This is a genomic window from Hassallia byssoidea VB512170, from assembly GCF_000817785.2.
In the GTDB taxonomy this organism is placed as follows: Bacteria; Cyanobacteriota; Cyanobacteriia; order Cyanobacteriales; family Nostocaceae; genus Hassallia; species Hassallia carrinoi.
In genome coordinates this window covers 68,761-93,862 of the sequence record NZ_JTCM02000010.1, presented here as the reverse complement: position 1 = coordinate 93,862, position 25,102 = coordinate 68,761, and the positions used below count along the sequence as shown (strand labels likewise).

22 protein-coding genes are annotated in these 25,102 nt (G+C 42.0%); 10 read left to right on the top strand and 12 right to left on the bottom strand.

From position 1 onward, the window contains the following. Positions 1–36: 36 nt before the first annotated feature. Positions 37–543, bottom strand: a complete 507-nt coding sequence (locus tag PI95_RS07605; RefSeq protein WP_039739314.1) for a GNAT family N-acetyltransferase — start codon at positions 541–543, stop codon at positions 37–39. A gap of 44 nt (positions 544–587) precedes the next feature. Between PI95_RS07605 and PI95_RS07600 the strand changes: the two genes are divergently transcribed. Further along, entirely contained in the window at positions 588–1,733 is a 1,146-nt protein-coding gene (locus tag PI95_RS07600) for an NAD(P)/FAD-dependent oxidoreductase (RefSeq protein ID WP_039739313.1), read from the top strand. Positions 1,734–2,114: 381 nt separating this feature from the next. After that, positions 2,115–2,885 carry a hypothetical protein gene (locus tag PI95_RS07595; RefSeq protein WP_039739311.1) on the top strand — a complete coding sequence of 257 codons (771 nt, stop codon included), beginning with the start codon at positions 2,115–2,117 and terminating at the stop codon, positions 2,883–2,885. 90 nt (positions 2,886–2,975) lie between these two features. Here the strand turns inward: PI95_RS07595 and PI95_RS35100 are convergent, their stop codons facing one another. Next, positions 2,976–3,137, bottom strand: a complete 162-nt coding sequence (locus PI95_RS35100; protein WP_201280334.1) for a hypothetical protein — start codon at positions 3,135–3,137, stop codon at positions 2,976–2,978. A gap of 17 nt (positions 3,138–3,154) precedes the next feature. After that, positions 3,155–4,822, bottom strand: coding sequence for an alpha/beta hydrolase (locus PI95_RS07590; protein ID WP_039739310.1), 1,668 nt, complete (start codon positions 4,820–4,822; stop codon positions 3,155–3,157). Positions 4,823–4,935: 113 nt separating this feature from the next. Between PI95_RS07590 and PI95_RS07585 the strand changes: the two genes are divergently transcribed. Beyond that, the gene (locus tag PI95_RS07585; protein ID WP_163518699.1) at positions 4,936–5,118 is read left to right on the top strand and encodes a hypothetical protein; all 183 of its coding nucleotides are present in this window, start codon (positions 4,936–4,938) and stop codon (positions 5,116–5,118) included. Between the two features lie 20 nt (positions 5,119–5,138). Here the strand turns inward: PI95_RS07585 and PI95_RS07580 are convergent, their stop codons facing one another. Further along, a complete protein-coding gene (locus PI95_RS07580; RefSeq protein WP_039739308.1) occupies positions 5,139–6,053 on the bottom strand; it encodes an ion channel in 915 nt (304 codons plus the stop codon). Positions 6,054–6,286: 233 nt separating this feature from the next. Here PI95_RS07580 and PI95_RS07575 point away from each other — a divergent pair, with 233 nt between their 5' ends. Further along, positions 6,287–6,532 (top strand): hypothetical protein, encoded by a 246-nt coding sequence (locus tag PI95_RS07575; RefSeq protein WP_039739306.1) that lies wholly within the window; start codon positions 6,287–6,289, stop codon positions 6,530–6,532. Between the two features lie 60 nt (positions 6,533–6,592). Here the strand turns inward: PI95_RS07575 and PI95_RS07570 are convergent, their stop codons facing one another. The 4 genes from PI95_RS07570 to PI95_RS07555 all read right to left on the bottom strand — a co-directional run bounded on the left by PI95_RS07570 (position 6,593) and on the right by PI95_RS07555 (position 11,059). After that, complete coding sequence (locus tag PI95_RS07570; protein ID WP_039739305.1) at positions 6,593–7,474, bottom strand: DUF2382 domain-containing protein; 882 nt, start codon at positions 7,472–7,474, stop codon at positions 6,593–6,595. Positions 7,475–7,641: 167 nt separating this feature from the next. Next, complete coding sequence (locus PI95_RS07565; RefSeq protein ID WP_039739303.1) at positions 7,642–8,598, bottom strand: DUF2382 domain-containing protein; 957 nt, start codon at positions 8,596–8,598, stop codon at positions 7,642–7,644. Positions 8,599–8,849: 251 nt separating this feature from the next. Next, the gene (locus PI95_RS07560) at positions 8,850–9,692 is read right to left on the bottom strand and encodes a DUF2382 domain-containing protein (RefSeq protein ID WP_039739301.1); all 843 of its coding nucleotides are present in this window, start codon (positions 9,690–9,692) and stop codon (positions 8,850–8,852) included. A gap of 275 nt (positions 9,693–9,967) precedes the next feature. Next, positions 9,968–11,059: a WD40 repeat domain-containing protein gene (locus PI95_RS07555; protein ID WP_039739299.1), complete on the bottom strand. Its 1,092-nt coding sequence runs from the start codon at positions 11,057–11,059 to the stop codon at positions 9,968–9,970. Between the two features lie 244 nt (positions 11,060–11,303). Between PI95_RS07555 and PI95_RS07550 the strand changes: the two genes are divergently transcribed. The 5 genes from PI95_RS07550 (at position 11,304) to PI95_RS07530 (ending at position 19,916) form a co-directional block, all read left to right on the top strand. Further along, complete coding sequence (locus PI95_RS07550; protein ID WP_039739297.1) at positions 11,304–11,951, top strand: bifunctional 4-hydroxy-2-oxoglutarate aldolase/2-dehydro-3-deoxy-phosphogluconate aldolase; 648 nt, start codon at positions 11,304–11,306, stop codon at positions 11,949–11,951. A 139-nt stretch (positions 11,952–12,090) separates the two neighbouring features. Then, positions 12,091–12,660, top strand: coding sequence for a Uma2 family endonuclease (locus PI95_RS07545; protein ID WP_039739295.1), 570 nt, complete (start codon positions 12,091–12,093; stop codon positions 12,658–12,660). Positions 12,661–13,101: 441 nt separating this feature from the next. Then, entirely contained in the window at positions 13,102–14,430 is a 1,329-nt protein-coding gene (locus PI95_RS07540) for a GTPase family protein (protein WP_039740527.1), read from the top strand. 878 nt (positions 14,431–15,308) lie between these two features. Continuing rightward, positions 15,309–17,720 carry a cytochrome c family protein gene (locus tag PI95_RS07535; protein WP_163518698.1) on the top strand — a complete coding sequence of 804 codons (2,412 nt, stop codon included), beginning with the start codon at positions 15,309–15,311 and terminating at the stop codon, positions 17,718–17,720. A gap of 477 nt (positions 17,721–18,197) precedes the next feature. Further along, complete coding sequence (locus PI95_RS07530) at positions 18,198–19,916, top strand: RluA family pseudouridine synthase (protein WP_039739292.1); 1,719 nt, start codon at positions 18,198–18,200, stop codon at positions 19,914–19,916. 54 nt (positions 19,917–19,970) lie between these two features. Here PI95_RS07530 and PI95_RS07525 read toward each other — a convergent pair whose 3' ends face one another. The 4 genes from PI95_RS07525 to PI95_RS07510 all read right to left on the bottom strand — a co-directional run bounded on the left by PI95_RS07525 (position 19,971) and on the right by PI95_RS07510 (position 23,516). Next, on the bottom strand, positions 19,971–21,167 hold the full coding sequence (locus PI95_RS07525; protein WP_039739290.1) for a DUF4336 domain-containing protein: 1,197 nt from the start codon (positions 21,165–21,167) through the stop codon (positions 19,971–19,973). A 54-nt stretch (positions 21,168–21,221) separates the two neighbouring features. Beyond that, a complete protein-coding gene (locus PI95_RS07520; protein WP_039739288.1) occupies positions 21,222–21,902 on the bottom strand; it encodes a serine/threonine-protein kinase in 681 nt (226 codons plus the stop codon). A gap of 436 nt (positions 21,903–22,338) precedes the next feature. Beyond that, positions 22,339–22,590, bottom strand: a complete 252-nt coding sequence (locus PI95_RS07515; protein WP_039739287.1) for a hypothetical protein — start codon at positions 22,588–22,590, stop codon at positions 22,339–22,341. 335 nt (positions 22,591–22,925) lie between these two features. Next, positions 22,926–23,516: a DUF1802 family protein gene (locus tag PI95_RS07510; protein WP_039739285.1), complete on the bottom strand. Its 591-nt coding sequence runs from the start codon at positions 23,514–23,516 to the stop codon at positions 22,926–22,928. Positions 23,517–24,100: 584 nt separating this feature from the next. Between PI95_RS07510 and PI95_RS07505 the strand changes: the two genes are divergently transcribed. Beyond that, positions 24,101–25,060, top strand: a complete 960-nt coding sequence (locus tag PI95_RS07505; RefSeq protein WP_039739284.1) for an aldo/keto reductase — start codon at positions 24,101–24,103, stop codon at positions 25,058–25,060. The last annotated feature ends 42 nt before the right edge of the window (positions 25,061–25,102 follow it).

The following is a 25,102-nucleotide window of genomic DNA, read 5'->3' as shown; positions in this document are numbered from 1 at the left end:
AGGTACGCAGAGTTGGAATTGTTATTTGTTATGAATTTAAACAGCCGAAAAAGCTGGAGGATAAACAACTTTACCCTGATATTTTTGGTGATAGTTTTGCAGTGGTTTAACCATGAAGACATCCTCTGGAACCGGAAAAGGAGAGGTAATTTTATAATTAACTGAAGCCTCAAAACCAAAGCGCGTATAAAAGTGCGGATGACCCAGTACAATAACTAAAGCTTCATTAATAGCATTTGCTTTTTCCAACCCAGCTTCTACAAGTGCGCTACCAATTCCTCGTCTTTGAAACTGTGGAAGAACTGCTAGAGGTGCTAAACTCAGTACCTGTAAACTTTCCTCACCAATTAAATCAATATAACTAAAAAGGATATGACCAACTATAACCCCATCTATCTCTGCCACCAAAGAAAGTTCCGGAATATAACCTTGAGAACAACGAATTTCCTCAACCAGCCTTGCCTCATTCTCTTGCCCAAAAGCTAATATATTAACCTCAGCTATTGCAGCATAATCCAATAAACCTTCACAACGAATATCCATTACTTCTTCTTTGCGCCTTTGCGCCTCTGCGTGAGATTATTGATATGAAAACCTACGACTGGATTGTAATTGGTGGTGGAATAACTGGTGCTGCACTTTCCTACGAACTAAGAAAAAAAGGCTTCTCAGTACTATTATTAGAACAAAACGCGATCGCCAACAACGCCACTCGCTATAGTTATGGTGGTTTAGCTTATTGGTCTGCTACTACACCATTAACCCGGCAATTATCAACCGAAGCGATCGCCCGTTACCACATTCTCTCACAAGAGCTAGACGCTGACATCGAATTTCGCGAATTAAATTTATTATTAACAATTCCCAACAATAGCGATCCCCAAGCAATTGCTGCATTATACACGCATGTTGCTACGCCTCCTAAATTACTTACTATAAAAGAAGCGTGTGAATTAGAACCACTATTGAATCCTCAAGCGATCGCTGGTGCTTTAACAGTCAAACTGGGACATATCAACCCAGAAAAAACAGTACAAGCATACATCCAAGCTTTTCTACGTGCTGGCGGTGAAATTCAATTTGAGCAAGTCTTACAAATCTTACCACACGGCGTACAAACAACAACCACAACTTATCACAGTGCTAACGTCGTCATCTGCGCTGGGGGACTCAGCCGACAGCTATTAAAATCAGCGGGTATTTCCATTAAACTGTATTTTACCCATGAAGAAATGATTGAAACTCCACCCGTTGATGTGCAGTTACAAACCTTAATCATCCCAGCAAATCTGCAAAGGTTTAAATTAGAAATGAAATCAACTTCAGTTGATGAATTATGGGATGAACCGGGTAATCAAATAGTACCACCTATTTTAAATGCGGGTGCAGTTCAATTTGTCGATGGTAGTGTGCGTTTTGGGCAAATTAGCCGCACTCTCACCGATGTAAACGCCAAAATAGATGCTAAAGAAAGTGAAGAATGGTTAAGAAAAAGTATCGGCAACGTTTTACCAGCCTTGGAAAATGTAGCAGGTACTTGGCATCATTGCTTAGTCGCTTTTAGCAACAATAGTTTACCTTTGATTGGTGCTATTCCCGCATTTACAAATGTTCATATATTCTCTGGTTTTAGGAGTCCTTTAGTTATTGTACCACCGCTAGCAGAGCGTTTTGCTAATTTTATCGCTGGAGCGAAAGACGATATCATTAGTCAGATGTCTCCCCAAAGGTAAAGTTTAGTTGCAAATAATTTTCTTCTTTTTTAAAGGTGATAATCTAATAGTAGAAGCTAAAAAGCTTCCTGGCAGATACAACAGCTAAAACGAAAGAAAAGAAGAGGTAAAAACGCTGCTTGATTTACATCTGTCTCCTAAAAACACAACAACACCCAACGCGAACGCCGAGATTTCCTCAGATATAGAAGTTTAGGGGGCGCTGTCACTGATTTTCATTACTTGTTTGATGTGATGAAAGTAAGTGCATCCCTGGCTAGAAGAAACAAAAAGAGGAAATAACGCAGCTAGTAGAAGCTTGGGTGTTGTTGTTATTTTTGCCCCGCCTGGGTGTAAGCTTGTACGAGGTTGAATATTAAGAGACATTTAAAATAGCGCCTTATGTCAATTATTGCGCTCAGAGCATGGTATCTTGAAGATTACGAGCCGATTCGGGAACTGGAAAAACGTCCGCCAGATATTCGCTTAAGTAAAAAAAGCCTGTTGAAATCGGGATTAAGAGCGGACTTTTTAGAAGAAAGTGACGAAGTTAAGCAATCAACTTGGTTTGTCCGCTATCTGGAAGGAGAAAATATTGAGTTTTATATTGAAGGTAGCGGTGGTTATTGCGTAGCCAACATTGACTTAATTAGTCATGAAATTTATTTCACCAAACAAGCGGTTTTAGCGCAGTTAGAGCCAACAATTTTTTTATGCTATCAAACAGAGTATGCCTTTTCGAGTGACGCTTTGCGACAAGGGCTGCAAAATAGTTTAGAAATATTGAATATGCGATCGCGCTTACCTTTAACCTTAGTTGAATCCTACCGCCCTGGCGATGGTTCTCTACGACTAAACCGGACAATGATGCGAAAAATCCGCAAAAGTTTGTTGTTTATCGCTGACACTACACCCATTGCTAGCATCGACGGTAAACAAAGCGCTCAACTAATACCCAGTCCCAACGTCTGCATTGAAATTGGCTATGCAATTCAGAGTAAGCGCTCTGAACAAATTTTACTAGCAAAAATGCAACGTCCAGATTTAGCGGGACAATTTCCCTTTGACTTACCGCGATCGCAAATTCTCGAATGGACAGATGACATCGACCTGGATAAAATACTTTCTCAAACGATTGAAACTCAATTAGCGCGATTTAAATTGTTTTCCTAAATTGCGATGAAAATAGGGTGGGGAGTAGGGAGTAGGGAGTAGGGAGTAGGGAGTAGGGAGTAGGGAGTAGGGAGTAGGGAGTATTAACAACTAACAACTAACAACTAACAATTCCCCATTCCCCATTCCCCATTCCCCATTCCCCATTCCCCATTCCCCATTCCCCATTCCCCATTCCCCATTCCCCATTCCCCACTCCCCATTCCCCATTCCCCATTCCCCATTCCCCATTCCCCATTCCCCATTCCCCATTCCCCACTCCCCATTCCCTATCTTTTTCCACCATTTACAAACGGTGTTAATTGCTCTGGCGTTAAAGACTGTAAAAAACTAAGATTGAGGGGAGCTTTACTGATATATTTGGCGTAAGCTGGCTGCAAATAAACTTGATATTCGGGGCGATTCAAAAGATAAGTTTGAAAAAAAGCGACACTCAAAGCATTAAGATAAGAATGAGCATCTTTACTAGGTGGACCGAGGAAAGCTGGGGGTATAGGTAATACACCATTATCCTCGGTTGATTCGGCTAAAGCAGTAAAGTGTGTAGCATTTTCAATCACTGCTAAGTATTTATTTTTGCTACCAAGCCAAGTAAAAGGACGAATTTGCTCTGGTACAGTAGGAGTGACAATATCTTGACTCCCTGACACAACCATAAACGGAAGTTTAATTTGACGCACTTGACTTTCACCAAAAATGCTGCTGACGAAAGGATTAACCGTAAAAGCAGCTTTAATGCGATCGTCTTTTAAAGGATAATTTGCTGATGTTAACTCATTTGCCCGACACTGTAAAAACACCGACAAATTCAAGGATTTATTCGGATTGCAATCCTGACGGATTTGCCCAAAGTTAATTTTTGCACCAGCCAGGGTGAAAACAGTATAACCGCCATAAGAATGACCAAATGCTCCGACTTGCTGAAAATTCAGTTTACCCTGCATTCGCGGATCGGACTTTTCCAAGCGCTGAAGTTCATTCAGCACAAATTTGACATCTAAAGGTCGGTTAATTAATTCCGTCGGTTCTGGTGGACCAGCCAAACCCGCAAAGTACCGCTGAAAGCGTTGTGCATTACTACCAGGGTGTTCCAAAGCGGCAACAGCAAAACCGTAAGATGCTAAATGTTGCGCTAGGTAAACAAAAGCAAAGCGGTCTGAAGCGACACCGTGAGAAATGACAATCAGAGGAGATAAATTTCCCCCTTGTCCCCCTTGTCCCCCTTGTCCCCCTTGTCCCCCTTGTCCCCCCTGTGGTAAATATAAATCGACGGGTAAACGCCGATCGCGTGTTTGGTCTTTCAATTCCAGGGTTATTTTTGAAAAACGAAAATTTCCAGGCGATCGCAAATCTGGCTGTTTGGAAAAGTCAATCTTTGCAGCTTGCGCTTCTGCGTTTGCTTCTTTTTGAATAAAAGCAACGATCGCATCTCTTCTTTTCAGCAAGTCTGTCAAGTTTGATACTACCTGCAACCCCTCTGTGAAGTTTATCCGCACGCTATTGCTGGGAAATCGCCGCAGCACATTGACAACAGTTAAGCCTTGGGGGTCAGTAGCAGCTAAAATCAAAGCGCCGCGTATTGCATAAAAGCCGTTTTGTTGCTTATCAGTTTGAATTAATTCTCCCAAACGTTGCACTACCTTTTCCCCTAAAGGTGAGTAGCTAAACTGAGATACTAAAGTAGGAGTGACTTTAAACTTCTGCTGGAGTAATTCCCGCAGTTGAGCAAGTTGTTGGGGAGTAGCGCGTTCAGCATAAAAGGCAAAGTCTTTAGTAATTTTACCTTCTTTAGCAAAAGTTTCTAGAGAATCAGTGGATAAAGTAAATTCCCCAAAGGGAGGATAATAAAAAGCGATTTGGTCAGCTGCAATTGAAGGAGTTGCAGTTAAAACTGTGGATATAAAAGCGAAACTCAGGTATCTGAATATTTTTTTCATCAAGTGTGCCCTAGAGTAATTTCAAAGTTTAAGTTACTTAAACATTAAGCAAATTTTTCTGCCAATGATCCCCAGCAGAGCGATAATTAATATAGAAGCTCAGAATACCTCATATGTCATCCGCCTTATGCGCTCCTTGTGTCGTTGTCCTTAAGCAACAAAGGGAGCAAAATATCCAATCTCAAAAAGAAGGCACAGGTGTGGCAGACAACCAATGCCAAAAGCCGAAAAATTGTACTGTGGTTGAAAATGGTCGGGTTGTTGTCAAACCATTACAACCACCGCTTAACGAGTAAACTGAAGCACTCTTCCCTTCTTAATCTAAAGGCGATACATCGTGGAAGAAGTTGTAATCGATGTAGCGATGCCCTTCGGCAGTGCGGTAAATAACATCTACAAACCGATAATTCCAGAGAATTTCCCGCCCAGTATAATCATGACGGGCATGGACTGACTGGGCAATTGTATCATCAATGCCAGTTAATAAGACTGTAATCGTGGTATTTGTCTCAATTAAAGACTCGGCTGATATCCCATAAAGTGGACTCGACTCATCGATTACGTGCATCCCCAGCCAAGTTAAAGTAAAGCTCGGAGAGTGATTCCTAATCAGTTGCAAATCGTAGATTCTGCGGATAAACTCTTGTTCTTTAGTAACTTCGTCCCGGATTAAGTATACCTGCATCTGCGCTTCTAAAATCTGGTTGCCGCGCTGGTTTGCCGTCCTAAATATTAAAGTTGGCATTCCCTCATGAGGTGTAATAATGGCGACACGGCTAAACATTACACGGGCAGTCGGTCGAGAAAAACGAGCGAAAGCTAATCCAGTCATCACAGCAATTGCCACCGGACCTGCCATTGCTTCAATTGTGACAATAATATTGCAGTAAGTCGTTTTTGGATACATCGCACCGTAGCCGATAGATGCTAAAGTTTGAACACTGAAGAAAAACATATCCAAAAAAGAACCCGGTCGGGCATTCTCGACGCAATCTCCTCCTGCTAAGTAGAAGAGTGCAAATATACCATTGGTTGCCAAATACGTGACAGCAATCAACAGCAAAAAGCCAGACCAAGGAATAGTAAGTAGTAGATGATACGGTTCGCGCCAGTATGAATACCAAGTATTCATGCCCATAATCTGGAACCTTCCATCCCGGATCTTGATGTTAACTCGTGGAAGCCGACGCTGCCGTTGATTCCTTGAGGGTTTCTGCGGTCGAAATTTCATTTTCTTGTAGCCAGAAAAACTGTTTGGACGCAAGTCTTTACTGATTATTACTTTAATCGGAACAGGAGAGTGCTAATTTTATCGCTGGAACGGCTACAACTGCATTTTTTTTGGACTTTATATTATCCGCCGTGACGGGAACATTTAGATTTTAATATACGTATTTTTCCGAATATGTTTTTGATATTTAAAGTATAAAATCGTCTATAATCTTTCATCATTACAGACGATTTATGCAATCAAGTTTAAAAAAATCTGAGTTTTGGTTTAAAGCGATGGGTGTAGCAAGCTTTGCGAATATGACTTGTTCGGCAATAGCACTCGCAGACATGCTTCAACCCAATCAAAAACCGTTCATTCTCCCAAATAATCTTAAATCTCTAGCACCTCTGAAGAAAATGCAGATATTCAAAGTTGAAAGAAACGATTTTGCTAAAAATACCTGTTCTATCGAGCGAGACTCGGTTTGTGAGTTTTAATTAGCGCTTTTCCCCACAAATAAAAAGAGACGTTCCGGCGGAACGTCTCTACGATGTATACTATTTTTCTGCGTTTGGATCTTGACCTTGGGAACAGCGATCGAACCATTCTTGATATTTATTTTGAGTTGACTCATCTTCAACAACGATTGTCACTCGCACCTGCTTGCATTTATGATTGCGCTCAAGAGCGATCGCATTTAAAAGTAAACTAGCTATTTTCGGCGAACTAAAATCACCACTCACTGTTAAACTACCGTCAAGACTTGCAAATTCAGCAGGTTTTTGGTTTTCAGCCAAATCAATACCAGAGATTTCTGTCAATCCTAAATCAATTTCTGCAAGTTGTTTGTGTTCTGGGCTGATTTGTTCAACAATAAGTTTCTCTCTGCGGACTGGTACTTGTACCATCCTGGTTTCAATTTCTTTGCGAACAATAACTTCACCTATTTTTCGCTTGGTGCTGTCAACAATTAATCTTTCACCTAGCAAACGAATAATATCTTCTTCTACCACCTTTTCTAAATTAGATTTTTGCTCTACTGTACTATTTAAAGTTGAGTTATTGACTGGTGTAATATGGGAATTATCTAATATTTTTTCGTTTGATGGTATTTCTTGTCCTAAATATTCCTGATTAGATATTGCTAATTTATCTATTTCCATATATACAGACCTTGTTGAGGTGTCAATTTTTTTGATCAGCTTACTTGGTAGTAAGAAAAAGCGATTATTGTTAAGCGGATTAGGATCTTCCGATACAACTAAGTTTAGCTGACGATTGGCATCTAAAACTAGATTATTCACCTCACCTACTCGCTGACCTTGCATATCTAGGACAGCGAAGTTTTGTACTTTTTGCCGTAAGGTTTCTAACAGAGACATAATACGAGTTGCGTTGTCAGTATTTTCTGCGTTTTGTACCACAGTTTGACTATTCATATGCAAAAATTTGTTAATTATTTTTTGTAAAAATCTAAATGAAATTTGTTTATCCAATTGATTACAAGTACAGGCAAAGCTAATTAAAAAGCTTCACCTGTACTGTATTTAATTAGTTAGACCGCAGGACAGACTGTGTTCGTGTCTGAAGTCTGCATTGTGTGATATTAGCGTTCTTCGATGGGAAGATTAGGAGCGTTTACATCCAATTCTTCACGACGGATAGTTTCTTTCGCTTCTACTGTGTCGCGGTCAACAACTTTTTTGATATTGACTTCTTCGCGGACAAATGCTTCTTTATTAATGTCAGCAGTTTCTTCGTAAATTTCCATGCGTGCTACTTCACCTTCGCGGAAAGCAGTTGCATCAGGAGTAACAGTTCTACCAGCATCAGCGGGTGTTACTCGCTCGACTATTACGCGCTCTTTTTCTACTGGAACTGAAACTCGTGCTGTTTCAGTTTCAACGTGCTTACCGATCGCTACTTCACCGGTTTTACGACGTTGTTTGTTAGCTACTAAGCGTTCTTCGTACAATCGCAGGGTTTGATGATCCTGCTCGTTTAGGTCGTACAAAGAAGAATCTAGCTTGTAATTGTAGGTGTCGCGGTTGTAAGTGGGACGATCGACAATTGCATCTGCCCCTGGTGCTGGCTGATACGCTGCTGCACCCAAACCAGTTGCTGCACCTAAACTGGTTGCACCCAAACCGGTTGTTGCATCTAATGGTGTAGGTGTATCTAAGGATCGTTCAGCTGTAACTCCAGCAGATGGACGATATACACCGCGTACTTTTTCTTCGTAGTCGTAATCAACTGCAAGGCGATCGCTAAACTCAGGTAAATCTTCTGCTTGCTGTCTGGTCATTCCTAATGCATATACGCGATCGGCACCATGATCGACGCGAGAACGACCAACTGGTAACAATACTTTCTTACCAAAAATCCAAAAGCCTAAGTCAACAACAAAATAGCGGAAATGTCCATCTTCATCCACTAAAACGTCGCTGACAGTACCAATTTTTTCGTCGCTTCCTTCGGTATATACACTCTTACCTTTGATGTCATCACCGTCAAAACTGTTGCGATAGTCTGAGTCAAAATCTTCTAGTTTGTGAAGAGGCATATTATTTTTACTCCAACTTTATTTATCCTACATTAATATGGTAATTTTTTATCAGTTTATCTACCTCTTTCTAACGACTGACTTCAATTAGTTATCTCTGCATTCTAATGGTAGATATTTAAATTTATCTAATCTCTTTGCTTTCTTTACAAAACTTATTTATATTTTTATCAAAAAAATAACAGGCAGAAATATAAATTTTCTACCTGTTTGCATCATGAAATGCACTCAACAAATTTGTTAATCAGCTCTTAAATACTTTTGTTAACATTAGAACCGCTTTCATTCACACGCAAATCACCTTGAGTGTCAATATCTAACTCTTCGCGACGAATTGTTTCTTGTGCTTCAACCGTTTCTTGATCTACAACCTTGCGGACTCTAACTTCTTCACGGACAAACGCTTCTTTATGGATATCCGGGGTTTCTTCGTACAGTTCTATGCGTGCAACTTCACCTTCTTGGAACTGAAGTTCACGAGAATCTACTACAGCTTCGCTTGTTGTGGGAGTAACTCGCTCAATCACAACTCGCTCTTTTTCAATTGGTACTGAAACTCGTGCAGTTTCAGTTTCAATATGCTTGCCGACTGCGACTTCTCCAGTTTTGACACGAGTTTTATTAGCAACTAATCTTTCTTCATACAGTTTCAAAGTTTGATGAGATTGCTCGTTCAAATTATAGAAAGAAGGTTCTTGCTGATAATTGTAAGTGTCGCGATTTAAATTAACCTCTCTACCTTCTGGACGATAAACGTTGCGTACCTGTTCTTCGTAGTCGTAATCAACGGTTATGCTGTCTTTGTATTCTGGTAAACGTTCTACTTGTGATTTGCTGAGTCCATCAACGTAGACGCGCTTTTGATTATAGTCAATGTGGGATAGACCAATCGGAAGCAATATTTGTTTACCTAAAGATGCAATACCTGTATTAATGACTAAATAACGAAAACGACCTTCTGGATCGACTAATGCATCAGCTACTGAGCCAATTTTTTCTCCTCCTTCGGTATAGAGATCCAAAGCTTTAATGTCATCACCAGCAAAGGTATCTCTATAGTTCGGGTCAAAGTCTTCGAGTTTGTAAAGAGGCATACTGCTGTTCCTAAGATGTTTAAAATATCTATCTAGGAATAGCCTAAACATTACTTTGTTTGTTTACCTCCCGCTGGCGACAGAATTTAATTGATGTTGATGAAGATTAATGTCTCATGATTTTATCTTAAACCCCAAAAGCTATGATTCACCCGGAATTACAGATTTAAATACCACTTAAGATAGAAAAAAAATACTTATGAATGGAAAAAAAGTATTACTTAAGTTAGGCGATCGCTTGTTATTTTATCGCACTATAGATGTATATCTGCTTATTAAAAAGATATCCGCCAAATGTCAATTGGGAAATTAGACAAAGCAGCTTCACCACCATGACCAATAATCAGAATTTTGCCATCCGGACTAAAAGCGATACTACTAGGGGTAAGACGATCAAAATTTTGATTGTTGCTGGGAGGTTGCACCAGCGTTTTTAGTAGCGTTCCGGTAGACAAATTCCACAACTTAACCGAAGTATCTAAAGCACCACTAACCAGCGTCTGTCCATCCGGACTGATGGCGATCGCACTGATGCCCCCAATTGAAGATAAATTAAGAGTACGCTGCAATTCTCCGGTGTTTGCGTTCCATATCTTCACAGAAGGATCTGCACCGCTGACAAGCGTTTCTCCATCCGGACTAAAGGCAAGAAAACTAATTGCCCCAGAATGTGCAGTCAGGGTACGCAGTAATTTACTTGTTTTCAGGTTCCATAAGTTGATGATATTATTTGTAGTATCCACTTCACCACTTCCGCTAGCGAGCTGCTGTCCATCCGGACTGATGGCAATAGAACTAACTCGGCTAGAATGTCCCTGTAGAGTGGCAAGCAGTTTTTTTGTATTCAGGTTCCATAATTTGATGGTCTTGTCGTAACTAGCACTGACGAGAGTTTGCCCGTCTGGTGCGATCGCAAGCGAAGTTATGCCTTGAGAATGACCTTGTAGAGTACCAAGCAATTTTCTTGTATTTAGGTTCCATAATTTGATACTATTGTCTGTATTAGCTTGCGCCGTTCCCCCAGCAGTAACTAGAATTTGCCCATCCGGACTAATCGCAACCGCATTAACTCCATCTTGATGTCCATCTAAGGTAGCCAGCTGTTTTTTTGTATTTAGGTTCCACACCTTAATTGTTTGGTCGAAACTACCACTAACCAGGATTTGCCCATCTTGCGATAAAGCAAGAGAGGCAACATCCCATATATGTCCGCGCAATTGGTAAACTGGTTGAAAGCTTTGCCTAGATTTCTCCGCTGGTGTTAGTTGCGATTGTGCCAAGGATGGAAATAAGTTTGCACCACTAGCAAGCGTTGCTGCGATTATCAACGCCATAACTGATGAAGATGATAATTGATGAAGGTTCATTTGTGTACAAAATAAAGGTGTTTGTGAAATTGTAAATTATATATGTAGCAATCTTATTTGAGTTGTGTTCACGTAGTGTGCGCGCAAGCGCTCAAATTCCCGGTGTCCAGATCCCCAACTTCGCATAAGTTGTCGGGGATCTAACTTTTCACGCTCTTATGCGCCGATTACTATATGCAAGCAAAGAAAAATATGATAGCCTGTAACGTTTGCCAAAACAACTGTTAGCGCTGTTGAATTTTAGATGTTCAATCAAATTTGGTTATCACAACTGCAAAAACATCGAGCGATCGCCGTGATTCGCGCTCTTGAATTTGAATTGGGACGTAAAATGGCATTGGCGATCGCTTCAGGAGGAATGCGGTTAATCGAAATTACCTGGAATAGCGATCGCGCTGCGGAATTAATCGCTCAACTGCGCTTAGAATTACCAGAATGCATCATTGGTACTGGTACGCTGTTAAATCTTAATCATATGGAAGAAGCGATCGCATCTGGAGCGCAATTTCTCTTCACACCCCACGTTGACTCAACTCTGATTCAAACCGCAATTGCAAAACATGTACCAATTATACCAGGGGCGCTGACTCCTACAGAAATCGTTAGCGCATATACACAAGGTGCAAGTTGTGTCAAGGTGTTTCCCGTGCAAGCGGTGGGAGGAGCTAATTATATTAAAAGTTTACAAGGACCATTGGGACAAATTCCCTTGATTCCTACAGGTGGGGTTACTTTAGAAAATGCCCCAGAATTTTTAGCCGCAGGTGCTGTTGCAGTTGGTTTGAGTAGTGAATTATTTCCTCCTAAGCTGGTAAATAGTGGAGATTGGGAAGCGATCGCTCAATTGGCAAAAACTTTAATGCAAAAATGTAGTCAGGACTCTTGTCCTTAATTTAAGCGTTAAAACGCTTACTACATTTATATAATCAACAGAGCGGTTTAAGGAAATTAAACGGTAGGCGATCGCTTAATTGAAAGACTTTTGAATTAGATAAAATCAAACAAAGACAATAAGCCAGACGATAACCATTATGAGCCAAACTATTGAGGGAGTACGCTGGACAATTTACGATTTAGAGGGTCTACCGCAGAATGAATGGACGCGCTATGAAATTATTGATGGAGAACTTTTCATGACTCGCTCACCTCATCGCCGCCATCAACAGGTTTGTGTTAAAATTGCTCGACAACTTGATGCTTGGTCAGAGTCGAGTGGTTTAGGGGAAACAATTATTACTCCGGGTGTAATTTTTTCGGAAGCAGATAGCGTCATACCGGATGTAGTTTGGGTAAGTCGAGAACGACTAGCTCAAATTGAAGATGAAGCGGGACATTTGACAAGCGCACGAGAGTTAGTTGTAGAGGTTTTATCTCCTGGTAAACAAAACGAATTTCGAGATAAAGAAGCAAAACTCAAACTTTATTCAGTTCAAGGTGTGCGGGAGTATTGGATTGTCGATCGGTTAACTAAACAGGTTGAAGTTTATCGACGAGAAAAAGCGCGATTAATTTTAGTTGCTACTTTGTTAGGCGATGATGAAATAACCTCGCCACTTTTACCGGGATTTTGTTGTTCTATCCGTTGCTTTTTTCCTGAATAGTGACACATAGCGATCACCGGAGGCAACCCTAATTTTTAGTTATGAAATGGCGAGGTTGACCACAATGTACACACTGCATCCGCGAGTCAAGAGACATCGTTTCGTAATATCCCACCACTGCCGATCAAGTACAAAATTCAATGGGGGACGAGGGCGTGAAAAAGTTAAATTTTAACTTTGACTCACAGCAATCCACAGACTGCGGAAATATTTTTGAGGATAGTTCCGATCTTTAATGCAAAAATGTAGTAAGGACAAGAGTCCTTTATTTAAGCGTTAAAACGCTTACTACACCCTCCGCACGACTGTCGGCAGGTAGACGAACAATTGTGTCTCATCATCTAAAATGACTACAGGTGTCTTCTGGGTTTAAAAATAGATCCATGAAGCGTCCTCAATGATAGACAGAATATAGTGTCAATCTATCTACAAGCAATGCAAATGACTGAGCAACATGATGCTAACTTGCCATCAACTGATTCTCAGCAGTCGAATGAATCGATTGATGATGTAAAAACTTCGGGCAATAATTTCAGTAAAAAGCGCATCGCAGAAGTCTGGAATAATGCCACAAGTCGCTTCATGCAACTTTTACCCCTAGAGCAAGTAGCACAAAGGCTTGTCAAACAGTTGAGCGTCAGCGAAGCTCAAGTAGCAGAGATTTTGCAGACAGTTCGCGCCGAACTACCAACTACTGAAGCGCTACTGATTGGTAAACCACAAGCCGGAAAAAGTTCGATTGTCCGGGGACTGACGGGAGTTTCTGCCGAGATTGTCGGTCAAGGATATCGTCCGCATACGCAACATACTGAACGCTACGCTTATCCTTCAAATGACCTGCCTTTACTGATTTTTACGGATACGGTCGGTTTGGGAGATGTGTATCAAGAGCAAAAGGCAATCATTCAGGAATTAATTAACGATTTGCAAAAAGAAAGTCGCGGTGCGAGAATTTTGATTCTCACGGTGAAAATCAATGACTTTGCTGTTGACTCGCTACGACAAATTGCCAAAGAATTACGTCATAAATATCCAGATATTCCCTGTTTGCTAGCGGTTACTTGCTTGCATGAAGTTTATCCTCCCGCTACGGCAGATCATCCAACTTATCCACCAGATTATCAGGAAGTCAAGCGAGCATTCGCCGCAATTGAGCAAGCTTTTAGTGGAGTGTGCGATCGCTCTATCATGATCGATTTTACTTTAGAAGAAGACGGCTACACACCAGTATTTTATGGTTTAGAGGCGTTAAGAGATACTTTAGCAGATTTACTTCCCGAAGCTGAATCCCAAGCAATTTATCAGTTATTGGATCGCTCTGCTGGTGAGCAAATTGGCAACCTCTACCGCGATGTAGGGCGTCGTTACATGTTAGCATTTGCAATTATGGCGGCTACCCTGGCAGCGGTACCGTTGCCACTAGCGACAATGCCAGTATTAACCGCATTGCAAGTATCGATGGTGGGGTTGTTGGGTAAATTGTATGGACAGACGCTGACACCATCGCAAGCGGGGGGTTTGGTAAGTGCGATCGCAGGTGGTTTTCTAGCAAAGGCGATCGCCCGCGAGTTAATTAAATTTATACCTGGTTTTGGTAGCGTAATTGCTGCATCTTGGGCAGCAGCTTATACTTGGTCGTTGGGGGAAGGTGCTTGTGTTTACTTTGGTGATTTGATGGGAGGTAAAAAACCCGATCCGAAGAAGATTCAGTCAGTGATGCAAGTTGCTTTTGAAAGTGCGAAAGAACGGTTTAAGGGAATTAAACGGTAGGCGATCGCATATGTAACTTTATTTTTGGTTGTCAAATGGCAATGTTATCAAGTGCGTAGACACTGCATCGTTTTCCTAAACTAAAGGTATACGATGCTTACCCCGTAATTAATCGAGTTAAGACTTACGCAAAAATTTACGAGTGCGATAATTTATGAATTATCGCTATTTAGGATATCTTTTGCGCTCATTCGCGATCGATAATCTCTAATTTTTATTAAGACTTTGGCTGCTATTCAAAGAAGGCGATCGCCTGGTTCAAGTCAGATATTGACCTTTGGAAGTATGAAGTATTCAGGATGAAGGATGAAAAAAAAGGTGCAAAAATCATTATTTATTTATGGAAAATAAATAATGTATTTCAATCGAGTAGGCGCGGCGATCAAACGGCATCATTTTCTCTGTTAGATTATTTTTGTTTGCTGGTTCTTACTTTATCCTTCATCCTTTAGATGACACATCAATCATATTTATCATTTTCAGTGTATACACATAAAATATACATTGTCAAGCTATTTTAGGTGCATTTGCCTGGGGGTAAATTCGCTCAAATATCGGGAGCCGTGTGCCATGAAAGTGGCACGCACGGTTCGCGCCACAAAGGTGCGGAGGATAATACCTCCCATCGACTCTACGCAATCCTCCCTACGATGGAGGGCTTTTTATGTAGAAATATTTAGTTCTATATGGCTTTACTTTAGTCTCGTCGTAAAGTATATATGTAATTACCCTTAGGGTTTGCGAAATCAATATCTAAGTACCATTATCACTCGGCTATTACTTTTGATACTTACTTCTAAGTAGAGGATACAAATCCAATATGGAATTCGCGATCTTCAGCTTGTCTTACTCAATCTTGAATAAGGCGGAAAAACATAATGCGAAGACTTAAACTTCTCAGTGTCTTGATGATAGTGGGTTTATCTTTGAGCATTTCAGTGTTGATTGCTTATGTTAACCCACTCAAAGTGTTCGGTCAGATTCCTCTTCCTGACGAAGATACTTTAATGGCCCGCCGCCAAGCCGAGGTTGCAACCAACTTTGTGGTTCAACCTCCCGATCGCCCCCTGCGTCCAGCGGAGCGTGTGCGTCGGGACACCTATGGCGATGTCGGACTTACCCCCGTAAAAACTTTGCCGCAGTTGGATAGATTACTTTATCCTTCTATACCAACCTCAATTCGTGAAAGAGTGATAGAAGGGTCTGAGTTCTTTACTACCCCACAAAAAGTTGAGGACGGTTTCGGGTCGGTAGGCATGCAAACTCGATGTACGGGTTGTCACCTGAATAACATTGAGTCAGTTCCCAATGAAGGACTACTCACAGGTTCTTCTCTCGTCAGTCGAGCTGGCAGGACAACTACCACAAACTTCAGTATTGTATCAGGCAATACCACAGATGGCGGTCAAGCTCCCGGTAGACGCTTAGATCCGGTCAATCCCGATGGTTCTGTTGACTTAAGTCGTCTGAGTCTAAACACCAGTGGAGAATTAGATGCGGTTAATAATACAGGGCGAACCGCAGCCTTTACAGTCTTTGGAGACTTTTCACCCAGTCAAGAAGAGGTCAATTTTCTGACATCTTTTGACCCGTTGACTAATACGCCAAATTTCCTCGGTGTAACTCAGAATTTTGGTGGTTTCTTGCAACACGTGCGCCCTCCTTCTGAAGAACTGAAAGCTTTATACGGTCTAGATTGCAGACCAGAGGCTATCCCCAGCATTGCAGAAGATAAAAACCTCGGAACCGTCGATCCAATTACGGGACTGAGTCCACTTGGATTTAGACGTGCTATTACTGAACTTGCTGGTCCCCCATATATTGCTCGTGGGTTGGTAGAGGCTATTCCAAACGTCGATATTTCCAGTGTGCCTGACCCCAACGATGTCAGAGGTGACAATTCCTCCCTCAACACTTCTTTGTTTAAGTGTACCGGTGATTGCATCACAGGTGGGAACAATACAGTTCCTCCGAATGTGCCTCGTGGCCGAGAGGATCAACTCGCCGAAGGACTAGGGCGTTTTGGTTTACGTGCCAATGGTACAGAGATGATGCAGTTTATTGTGGGAGGGACGTTTGGTACTCTGAGCATGACCAACCGGATCTCTCCTTTTGAGCAAGTGATTGCTGACGGCAACATTGCCCCCTATAATCGCAACTGCCGCAGTTTAATCGATGATCCAGAGATTTCTGTCAGCATCCCATTTAGTGCGCGCAATTTCATCCGCGGGACGGCTCCCCCAGAATTTGGCAACAATCTCTTGGCGGTGCTAAATTCCCGAAATCCCTCCAGGCCTATCAGAGGCAACAGCCCTGCTGGTAGAGTACAACGAGGGGCGCAGCTTTTTGGTATTGACCTGGTTGCCTTTGCTAACCGGACGATTCCCGATAAGATGCCTAAACGCGGCGATGGTCGAGATCGCAATGCGATTAACCAGAGCGATCGCATGGTTGGTTGCGTCAGCTGTCATACTCCAATTCAAAGAACTGGTTTGTCTCCGGCTCTTGGCGACCCATCCTTGGGTCCTGATGCACAAGCACTTGTAGATGCTCTCAGCTACCGTTGGGCCCCTCTGTTCTCAGATTTTAATATCCATAGAGGCCCAACCATAGATGCTGAACGGTTTGCGCCAACTCCCCGCGACCCCATCCTGATCAGCCGCTCTGAAAGAATTGTTCGTCGTGACAAATCCGGCAAAGATTCCGATGACGATGATCGATATGAGGAGCGCAAAGGTAAATTCCGCAAGACCTTCACGACCTATGATCTCCCCCGCAACCTGAGTAGTGATGCCTTCTCAAACCAGAAAGGTAGTGCTGACGGCGATCAGTTCCGGACACCACCTCTGACAGGAATTGGGAGAGTCGGTCCCCCATTCCTGCATGATGCTCGTGTTTTCTTAAGTACGTTAAACCGTGACACCACGCCTGCGGGTACTGTAACGACCAATAGCGAAGTGACCAATGCACCTTTAGTTGTTCGCTCAGTAGACGATGCGATTCTGGCAGCAATTGAGTTACATGACCTACCTGCACCCGATGACTTTAAGACTTCTAAGGTGCGGGGTGGTGGATGCCCTGTTCCCAGAGGTGGCAAAGTCACCAATATAATCGGCAATGTTATCGACTACAGCTTATACGGCACATCACCTGAGAATGTCATTTGCCCACCTTATGACAGTGAGCTTTCGACTACTCATCGAAGTGAAGCACGCGAATCTATCGCTCGTTTCCGTTCTCTGACACCTTCCGATCAACAAGCGATGATTGATTTCTTGAGGGAGTTGTAGAGGCTCTCCAATATCTCTAATATCGATTGAAAGTGAATTTCACTACGGGGACGTTTTTAGGAACGTCCCTTCTTTTTATATCTTCGCAACCATAATTTCTTTAAAATTCGGCGTGCTTCTTGAGGGTGAGGGTCAAAATAAGCGAAAAAACAAGCGAAAGAATTGACAAATATCGCCGAATGGGATGGACTAATTTAGAACTTACCCATTGACAAGATACACAATCAGTGCATTAAAGTTAACAATGTAAAAAATACGCGATCGGTGATTATCGATCGCTTTGTCAGTCCGATAATTCTTACTTATCTGTTTTGAGGATTCGGACGATTAGTGACAAGTTAAGGAAAAGCAGGATTTGTCAAGGGGTATCCTTATAAAATCAAGATAATAACTTTTAGCCGCGATTGACGAAGCAGTAATTTTAGGAGGCAATAATTTGAAGTATCGCGTTTTTTTGATTTGATATCATAGCCTTATATGGTAATTCTTCATCGGCTTTCAGATTTCATCGACAATTATACAGTCACCAACTCATCTCCAAGCTATTATTATCAAGGGCGTTGTCCTGATGGCGTTCTGAAACTACCCCGCACTTCATTGGTAGAAGCGATCGCACATAAATTAATGCAACATCTTGCCCAAAATGACTTATACTGTCGTGAAGGCAAGATGTATGGAATATTATTAGTTGAACTACCTACGGGCGAACAACGAATAATCAAAGCCTTCTCCGGTCTTCTCAATGGTAACAGCATAGTTGAGGGCTGGGTTCCGCCAATTCTGGGACGAGATGAAGTAGCATTAGAAGAAGCTCGCACATTAGCGCAATTAGAAGCTATCAAGCAAGAAATTATCACTTTAAAGCAACTTCCCCAAAGGCAGGAATACGAAACGCTTAAAAGCGAGTTTGATATTAAGTTGCACTTTCTGAGCGATCGCCATCAAAATTATAAACAGCAACGACACGAAAAACGTCAGATACTCTGCCAAACGCTGACTGGAGAAGCTTTGATTATTGCCCTTGAACAACTCGATGAAGAAAGTCGTCAGCAGAAAATTGAGCAACGACGATTTAAACGTTTACGAGATGAAACTTTGCAACCGCTTCAGCAGATAATTGAAACCGCAGATATACAGATTCGCGAACTGAAACAACAGCGCAAACAACTTTCCCGGCAATTACAAACGCAGATGCACGCAGCTTACACCCTAGTGAATTTTCTAGGGCAATCGCAATCTTTGCAGCAATTAATACCCGGAGGTTTGCCGACTGGAGCGGGAGATTGTTGTGCCCCAAAACTGCTGCATTATGCGGCAACACACAACCTCAAACCTCTAGCAATGGCTGAGTTTTGGTGGGGTGCATCCTCTGCACAAGACAAAATTCAGGGAGAGTTTTACGGTGCTTGTGTGGAACGCTGTCAGCCATTGATGGGGTTTTTGCTGTCAGGATTAAGACCTAACCCCCCCGCCCCCTTCCCTATGAGGGAAGGGGGAGAAAGCCCCTCCCCTGCAAGGGGAGGGGGAGTAATTTATCCCCTCTCCTTGCAGGAGAGGGGTAGGGGAGAGGTCTTACCGATTATTTATGAAGACGAATGGCTAATTGCAGTGAATAAACCTCCAGGACTGCTTTCTGTGCCTGGTCGATATCGCGATCGCCAAGATAGTGTCTTGACTCGCTTGCATCAAAAGTTACCTGATGGCATGGCGATCGCATCTGTGCATCGTTTGGATCAAGAAACCTCTGGTATACTTTTGCTAGCACGCGATCGCTCTTCTCATCGTCAACTCAGCCAACAGTTTCAGCAACGCCAAATTTACAAAGTTTATGAAGCGGTACTTTCCGGTTTGCTGACAATTGATCGAGGTACGATTAAATTACCATTATCGGCAGATTTACAAAATCGCCCTTATCAGCAAGTCGATGAACGCGGTAAATTCAGCTTAACTCACTTCCGGGTAATTGCGAGAGAAAAAGACTACACTCGTATAGAATTTATACCAATAACCGGACGCACCCATCAATTGAGAGTTCACGCTGCCGATGTTAGAGGACTTGGGGTAAGTATATTAGGCGATCGCCTTTATGGATGCGTAAACAACGCAAATCGCTTATATCTGCACGCCAGAGAACTTCGCTTTCAGCATCCGCAAACTGGAGAAATTGTGCATTTACAAGCAAATACACCATTTTGAAGATATAACGTATATTTCGTAGTGAGGGCTGAAGCCCTCAAAAAGCGATCGCTTCTAAACCCTATCCTTTGCAGGTGGTACAATACCACTCTTATTCAAACCTGCGTCAATTGTCTTCAGTAATGTAAAGTCCTCCTCTGGCAGAAGATAACTACTACACTGCTTTTCTAAAAACGAGAATGCTTGTCTAAACTGATACGGCTGTGCTTGAATCGGTGCGTCAAAGTGACAGGGAATAATTTGCTGAAAGTCCCAACTAGCAATCTTATCAGCCCAATCGATAGTTTCTTGGGGTGCGCGATTGAGAATGAGAGTCTGTAAAATTGGTGCCACAAACAAACGACCGTCTCCGCGCAGTGCATCAAATGACTGTTTCCAATTTTGTTTCCATTGAAAGGGAAACAACCCGAAATAAGCTTTTTTTGAACGTTCCGGTGCTTTGAAAGCGTTGCGAAACACTTCACTCCATGCGGGTACTTCTAATACGCTCGGTTGAAAGTATAAAGCAAATAAAGAGATACGCTGCCATCCTTTACGACGGTTTAGCTGATTGTCGGCAACGATATCAGTCGCTTTGTCTTTTGCATGAAATAGTAAAGGATATGGATCTAATTGTACGATCGCCGGCGGATCTTCTGGTACAGAAACAACAGAATCGGTGACAAGCAGAGTATGCGATCGCTTGTGGAAAAATGCAACTTCGGCAAACTTACCCGGTCCCAAATGAATCGGACCGAGTATCGCATAATCAAAATCCTTTGCAAAAGGTGCTGTACTGCTGTCTTCTGGAAGAACCCGAGTGCGTTTAGAAGGCAAACCGAGCCAACTTAAAGGCAAATTTACCGGGAAACTCCACTGTTCTGGAGCTACAAATACCTCTGCATTCGCAAAGCATCTCGCAAACGGACCGACAAAAACTTTGTGTTCCAATCCAGAAATAGTTGGCAGAATGATATACTTAACATCGCCGTGGTGTGTCACCAACTCTTTGACCAGCCGGATACATTCTGGAGTGGGTGCGATCGGTGCATAAACGAGCAAACCACCTTCATCCAGCTTAACAACAGTCATGCGAATCGGCACAACAACGTAGAAAATCCCCTGAAGCTGGTCAAAAGTCCAAATTGTGTCTTTAACCACTTCTTTGCGAATTGTCTGGCGTCTACCATACGGGTAAAGTGGCAAAGTGAACCAGAAAGACCATGAAAAGTCTCTCGGATGAATCTTTTGTGCGTTTACATCATCAGTCACTTTGCGACCCCTTGCAAATGCCCAACACTTAGACTATTATATAGGGTTGAGGACTTATGGCGATATAAATGAACGTACTAACCGATAGCAAGTAGTCTTAAACCAAGCGCATCGACGATAACTTCTGCGGACAGCATCGAGGACAAAGTAGGGTATCCGCAGCTTTATTGGAGAGATGAAAGGACGGTACAGCCAGTAATATGCCTTCTTCAGGTTATTCCACTTTGAGCAAGTCTCGCGATGGAGGAAGTCCGAAACATCTACAACTAGTCCTCTACCTTCGTGCATCATTACATTGCGTCCGTGGATATCATGGGGGTGAAGACCGCGCCCACGAGCATAGTCTAGCGCAGAGTCGATGTCTTGTATAACCTTTTTAGGGATACGCTGACCACGGTGGATGCAGTCATAGAGGGTTACACCATACAACCGCTTCAGCACTAAGAAGTTGTCTACGGCATACAAACACTGAGAAAAAGCTGGATGTGAACCCAAGCGGCGGTATACCTCCACTTCCTCCTCAAAGCCCGGTCGTCCTGGGGCGTAAATTTTCACCACCAGGTTTGGGTAATCCGGGTGATAAAGCACTGCGGCGTAGTTTCCCTTTCCCAAAAGCCGCCAAGGGTCAGGTAGATAATGGACTTTCACCGGGTCGTGGGGATCGACACTCTCGATCTGCAATCCTGGTAGTAGTTGGTGGATACTCTCGATCAGCCGATTAATGTGTGTATCCATACAGGATAAGTATACGTTTGCCCTGGAGATAACTTCAATAAATTATCCCACCCAGCTTAACTGTCGTTAATTTTAAGGTTAAGCATTTTACATTACTTAAAAACAGTAAGCCGCGATCGCCCATATGCCTAACCTATGTTTGTATATTCAATTATCGTATGAACGCAAATAGCCAAGTGCAGAGGTTGCTTGGCGCACAAATGCATCTGTGCAATGTTTCTCAAGTGCAGATATTGGATATAAAATTATATAAATTCTGGCGTTGCACCAATCAAGGTATGAATGAGCGTAGAAGCAATTCATGAATTGCTTCTACAAGCCTAGATCCAAATGTTGACATCACCAAATTCAAACACGTTACACCAACGCCGAAATTCTTAGTGGGTTAGGAGACTCCTACTCCTACTCCTAACTCCTAACTCCTAACTCCTAACTCCTAACTCTTAACTTCTGCCGAGTTGCTGCTAAACTCGTTTGCCCGTGCGCTATGTACTACAGTCCAGCCTGCTTTCAAAAGCTTTTGGTAAGTTGCCCAACCCAGAGAACCGCCTTCTATTTTGTAATCCGCTACTGCATATTGTGGAAAAGCTGTGTAAGGACGCCACGGTTGATTAGGTGCAGTCTGCAAATGTAAAATTTTCTCTCCATCGCCGCCAAACTTAGATAACCAGCACATTTGTCGATGCATGGCAAACTCCTCGTATTTCCTTTAAATGCATAATGACAGACTTTTGTCAAGTCTAGCCTCACCCTTGTGGGGTAATTTTTCTTTGCCTAGTTTTCGCTGTTAGCATGTCGAATTAAATACTTTGACGAATCTGTGCTACTAACCATAGATACAGGGCATCCCAAAGCTGCGAAGAAAACAGCGATAAAAAAAATCTTTCCCTAGAATTTTTCCAAGGGTAAGATTTCTCTAATGTTATCTGCGGTTTTCCTCAGTGTATGTATTATGAGCTACTATTTCGTCACAAAATTTAACCTGCAAACAAGATTGCAAGAAAATATTTCTTTCCTTTCCTCTCAAAATGATGGAGCATACAACTTGTCACCGACAATGCCGCGAATTTCTGTTACTAGCTGGCTGTAGGCAAAGTCAGATAATGCAGGTTCAGCTGGTTGCAAGTTAATCGTCTCTGCCAAATCAATCCATGATTTACAGCCTGAGTATTCTCGACGATAGGCAATTTCTTGCACTTTGGGTAATTTGTAAGTCCGCAGCAGCAGAATGTAAAGTGGTTGACGCGCTTTCCATATGAGGCGATCGCTAATAAAATACTCATTCCATATATGAAATGGCAGTAACGCTTTGACAATTGACTCGTCACTAACTGGTAAAATATCAGTAATTTCTGCCCAACTGCCGATCGCTACTGTTTCTGGATGCCAACCAGATGTCACCGGCTGTACATCTTTGCCATACTCAGCTTTCAGCATAAAAGACTGTTGATGTTCATAAGTTGGGTAGAGCAAAATCTCCTCATGGGCAACTCGGAAACGTCCACCTTGTTCGTGAATGCCGCCTTTGCGTAGTAGCATTATCGTTTCACCCTGTTCTAAGGCTTTGATGGCAACTGCCCATTCTTTGAGAGCGTGGATTGTAGTTTTTAGCATAAATACTTAGTAGTGTTTTAATCGAAAGACTAACATCAAGTACGTTTACTCTCGTTTGCCTAGACTTGCAGCCGCTTCTTCCAGAAACATCGCACTATAACAATAGAAAATCAACTCAGTCGCTGCTTGATAGAGAACTTAATCAATAATTCTGCCAAAGCTCCATTTATTTCTGTTGTCTATGGAAAAATTAGCAGATTAACATAATAACATTTTTTTCAAAATATATATCTAAAGAAGTACTACAAGTATCAACAAAGTAAAAAATAATTGTGTTAACAAGTACAAATTAATTTTACTTTCGCTTTGCTTTAATTTCAAATGCAACTCAGGCAAAATTCACGTATCAACAAATAATTCCAACATCTAAATATATTTAGAGATATTATTCACCCCAAACTGCAAAATAAAATTCGCTCTTGAGAAACTGACGTAGTTAATTAAATCTGATAAATGCTACACCGCTTTATCTAAGTCTATAGAAATAATTTAGCAGATAGAATCGCTTTTTTACTTTCATATTAGGAGATAAAATGAGAACACATGCATAAAATCAAAAAAGCCTTATCAGTCAGGAATTAAACATGGAAAAGCGACGCTTGGGAACATCGGACGTGCAAATCACACCCATCTTGATGGGGACTTCGCAAGCGGGGAAAAAAATGTGGGTAGGAATTGAGGATGCTGACTCAATTAAAGCGATAAAAGCAGCGTTTGAAGCGGGTATTACCACATTTGACACTGCTGAGGTATATGGTGAAGGACATTCAGAACAAATTGTGGCTGAAGCTTTATCAGATGTACGCGATCGCGTTGAATATGCCACAAAAGTTTTTGCCAACCATCTCAAGTATGATTTAGTAATTGAAGCTTGCGATCGCTCTCTGAAAAATCTGAAAACAGATTATATTGACCTTTACCAAATTCATTGGCCCTCTGGCTCTTTTAATAGCGAAAAAGTGCCGATTGAGGAAACAATGAAAGCACTCAATCATCTGAAAGAACTAGGTAAAATTCGCGCCATTGGTGTTTCTAACTTCTCCCGCACTCAATTGCAAGAAGCAGCCAATTATGGACGTATTGATAGTTTACAACCGCCTTATTCTTTGTTCTGGCGACAAGTAGAAAAAGACGCAGTGCCATATTGTGTAGAAAACAATATATCTATCGTTGCTTATTCACCTTTAGCGCAAGGATTATTAACAGGGAAATTTGCAGCGGATCATAAATTTGACCCGCAAGATAATCGTGCGAAAAATAAACTATTTCAAGGCGAAAATTACCAACGTGCCCAACAAGCTTTAGATAAATTGCGTCCAATCGCCGATCGCCACAATTGTACTTTAGCTCAGTTAGCATTAGCTTGGTTAATTGCCCAACCCCAAGCTAATGCGATCGCCGGTGCGCGACACTCATCACAAGCGATCGCTAACGCCAAAGCTGCTGACGTCAAACTGTCTGAAGATGAACTTCAAGAAATCGATGGAATTGGACGCATTGTCACCGACCATTTAGACTCAAGCTCAATTATGTGGAATTGGTAAAACCGTAGTAAGCGCTTCAGCGCTTTCTTTCAAGCACTGAAG

What these genes read in the sequence shown, in the direction of transcription:
- PI95_RS07505 (WP_039739284.1), top strand. Translation starts at nt 24,101, where the DNA reads ATGGAAAAGCGACGCTTGGGAACATCGGACGTGCAAATCACACCCATC.
- PI95_RS07600 (WP_039739313.1), top strand. Translation starts at nt 588, where the DNA reads ATGAAAACCTACGACTGGATTGTAATTGGTGGTGGAATAACTGGTGCT.
- PI95_RS07560 (WP_039739301.1), bottom strand. Translation starts at nt 9,692, where the DNA reads ATGCCTCTTTACAAACTCGAAGACTTTGACCCGAACTATAGAGATACC.
- PI95_RS07520 (WP_039739288.1), bottom strand. Translation starts at nt 21,902, where the DNA reads ATGGATACACACATTAATCGGCTGATCGAGAGTATCCACCAACTACTA.
- PI95_RS07510 (WP_039739285.1), bottom strand. Translation starts at nt 23,516, where the DNA reads ATGCTAAAAACTACAATCCACGCTCTCAAAGAATGGGCAGTTGCCATC.
- PI95_RS07570 (WP_039739305.1), bottom strand. Translation starts at nt 7,474, where the DNA reads ATGAATAGTCAAACTGTGGTACAAAACGCAGAAAATACTGACAACGCA.
- PI95_RS07580 (WP_039739308.1), bottom strand. Translation starts at nt 6,053, where the DNA reads ATGAAATTTCGACCGCAGAAACCCTCAAGGAATCAACGGCAGCGTCGG.
- PI95_RS07550 (WP_039739297.1), top strand. Translation starts at nt 11,304, where the DNA reads ATGTTCAATCAAATTTGGTTATCACAACTGCAAAAACATCGAGCGATC.
- PI95_RS07585 (WP_163518699.1), top strand. Translation starts at nt 4,936, where the DNA reads ATGTCATCCGCCTTATGCGCTCCTTGTGTCGTTGTCCTTAAGCAACAA.
- PI95_RS07575 (WP_039739306.1), top strand. Translation starts at nt 6,287, where the DNA reads ATGCAATCAAGTTTAAAAAAATCTGAGTTTTGGTTTAAAGCGATGGGT.
- PI95_RS35100 (WP_201280334.1), bottom strand. Translation starts at nt 3,137, where the DNA reads ATGGGGAATGGGGAATGGGGAATGGGGAATGGGGAATGGGGAATGGGG.
- PI95_RS07545 (WP_039739295.1), top strand. Translation starts at nt 12,091, where the DNA reads ATGAGCCAAACTATTGAGGGAGTACGCTGGACAATTTACGATTTAGAG.
- PI95_RS07515 (WP_039739287.1), bottom strand. Translation starts at nt 22,590, where the DNA reads ATGCATCGACAAATGTGCTGGTTATCTAAGTTTGGCGGCGATGGAGAG.
- PI95_RS07555 (WP_039739299.1), bottom strand. Translation starts at nt 11,059, where the DNA reads ATGAACCTTCATCAATTATCATCTTCATCAGTTATGGCGTTGATAATC.
- PI95_RS07535 (WP_163518698.1), top strand. Translation starts at nt 15,309, where the DNA reads ATGCGAAGACTTAAACTTCTCAGTGTCTTGATGATAGTGGGTTTATCT.
- PI95_RS07590 (WP_039739310.1), bottom strand. Translation starts at nt 4,822, where the DNA reads ATGAAAAAAATATTCAGATACCTGAGTTTCGCTTTTATATCCACAGTT.
- PI95_RS07595 (WP_039739311.1), top strand. Translation starts at nt 2,115, where the DNA reads ATGTCAATTATTGCGCTCAGAGCATGGTATCTTGAAGATTACGAGCCG.
- PI95_RS07565 (WP_039739303.1), bottom strand. Translation starts at nt 8,598, where the DNA reads ATGCCTCTTCACAAACTAGAAGATTTTGACTCAGACTATCGCAACAGT.
- PI95_RS07530 (WP_039739292.1), top strand. Translation starts at nt 18,198, where the DNA reads ATGGTAATTCTTCATCGGCTTTCAGATTTCATCGACAATTATACAGTC.
- PI95_RS07605 (WP_039739314.1), bottom strand. Translation starts at nt 543, where the DNA reads ATGGATATTCGTTGTGAAGGTTTATTGGATTATGCTGCAATAGCTGAG.
- PI95_RS07540 (WP_039740527.1), top strand. Translation starts at nt 13,102, where the DNA reads ATGACTGAGCAACATGATGCTAACTTGCCATCAACTGATTCTCAGCAG.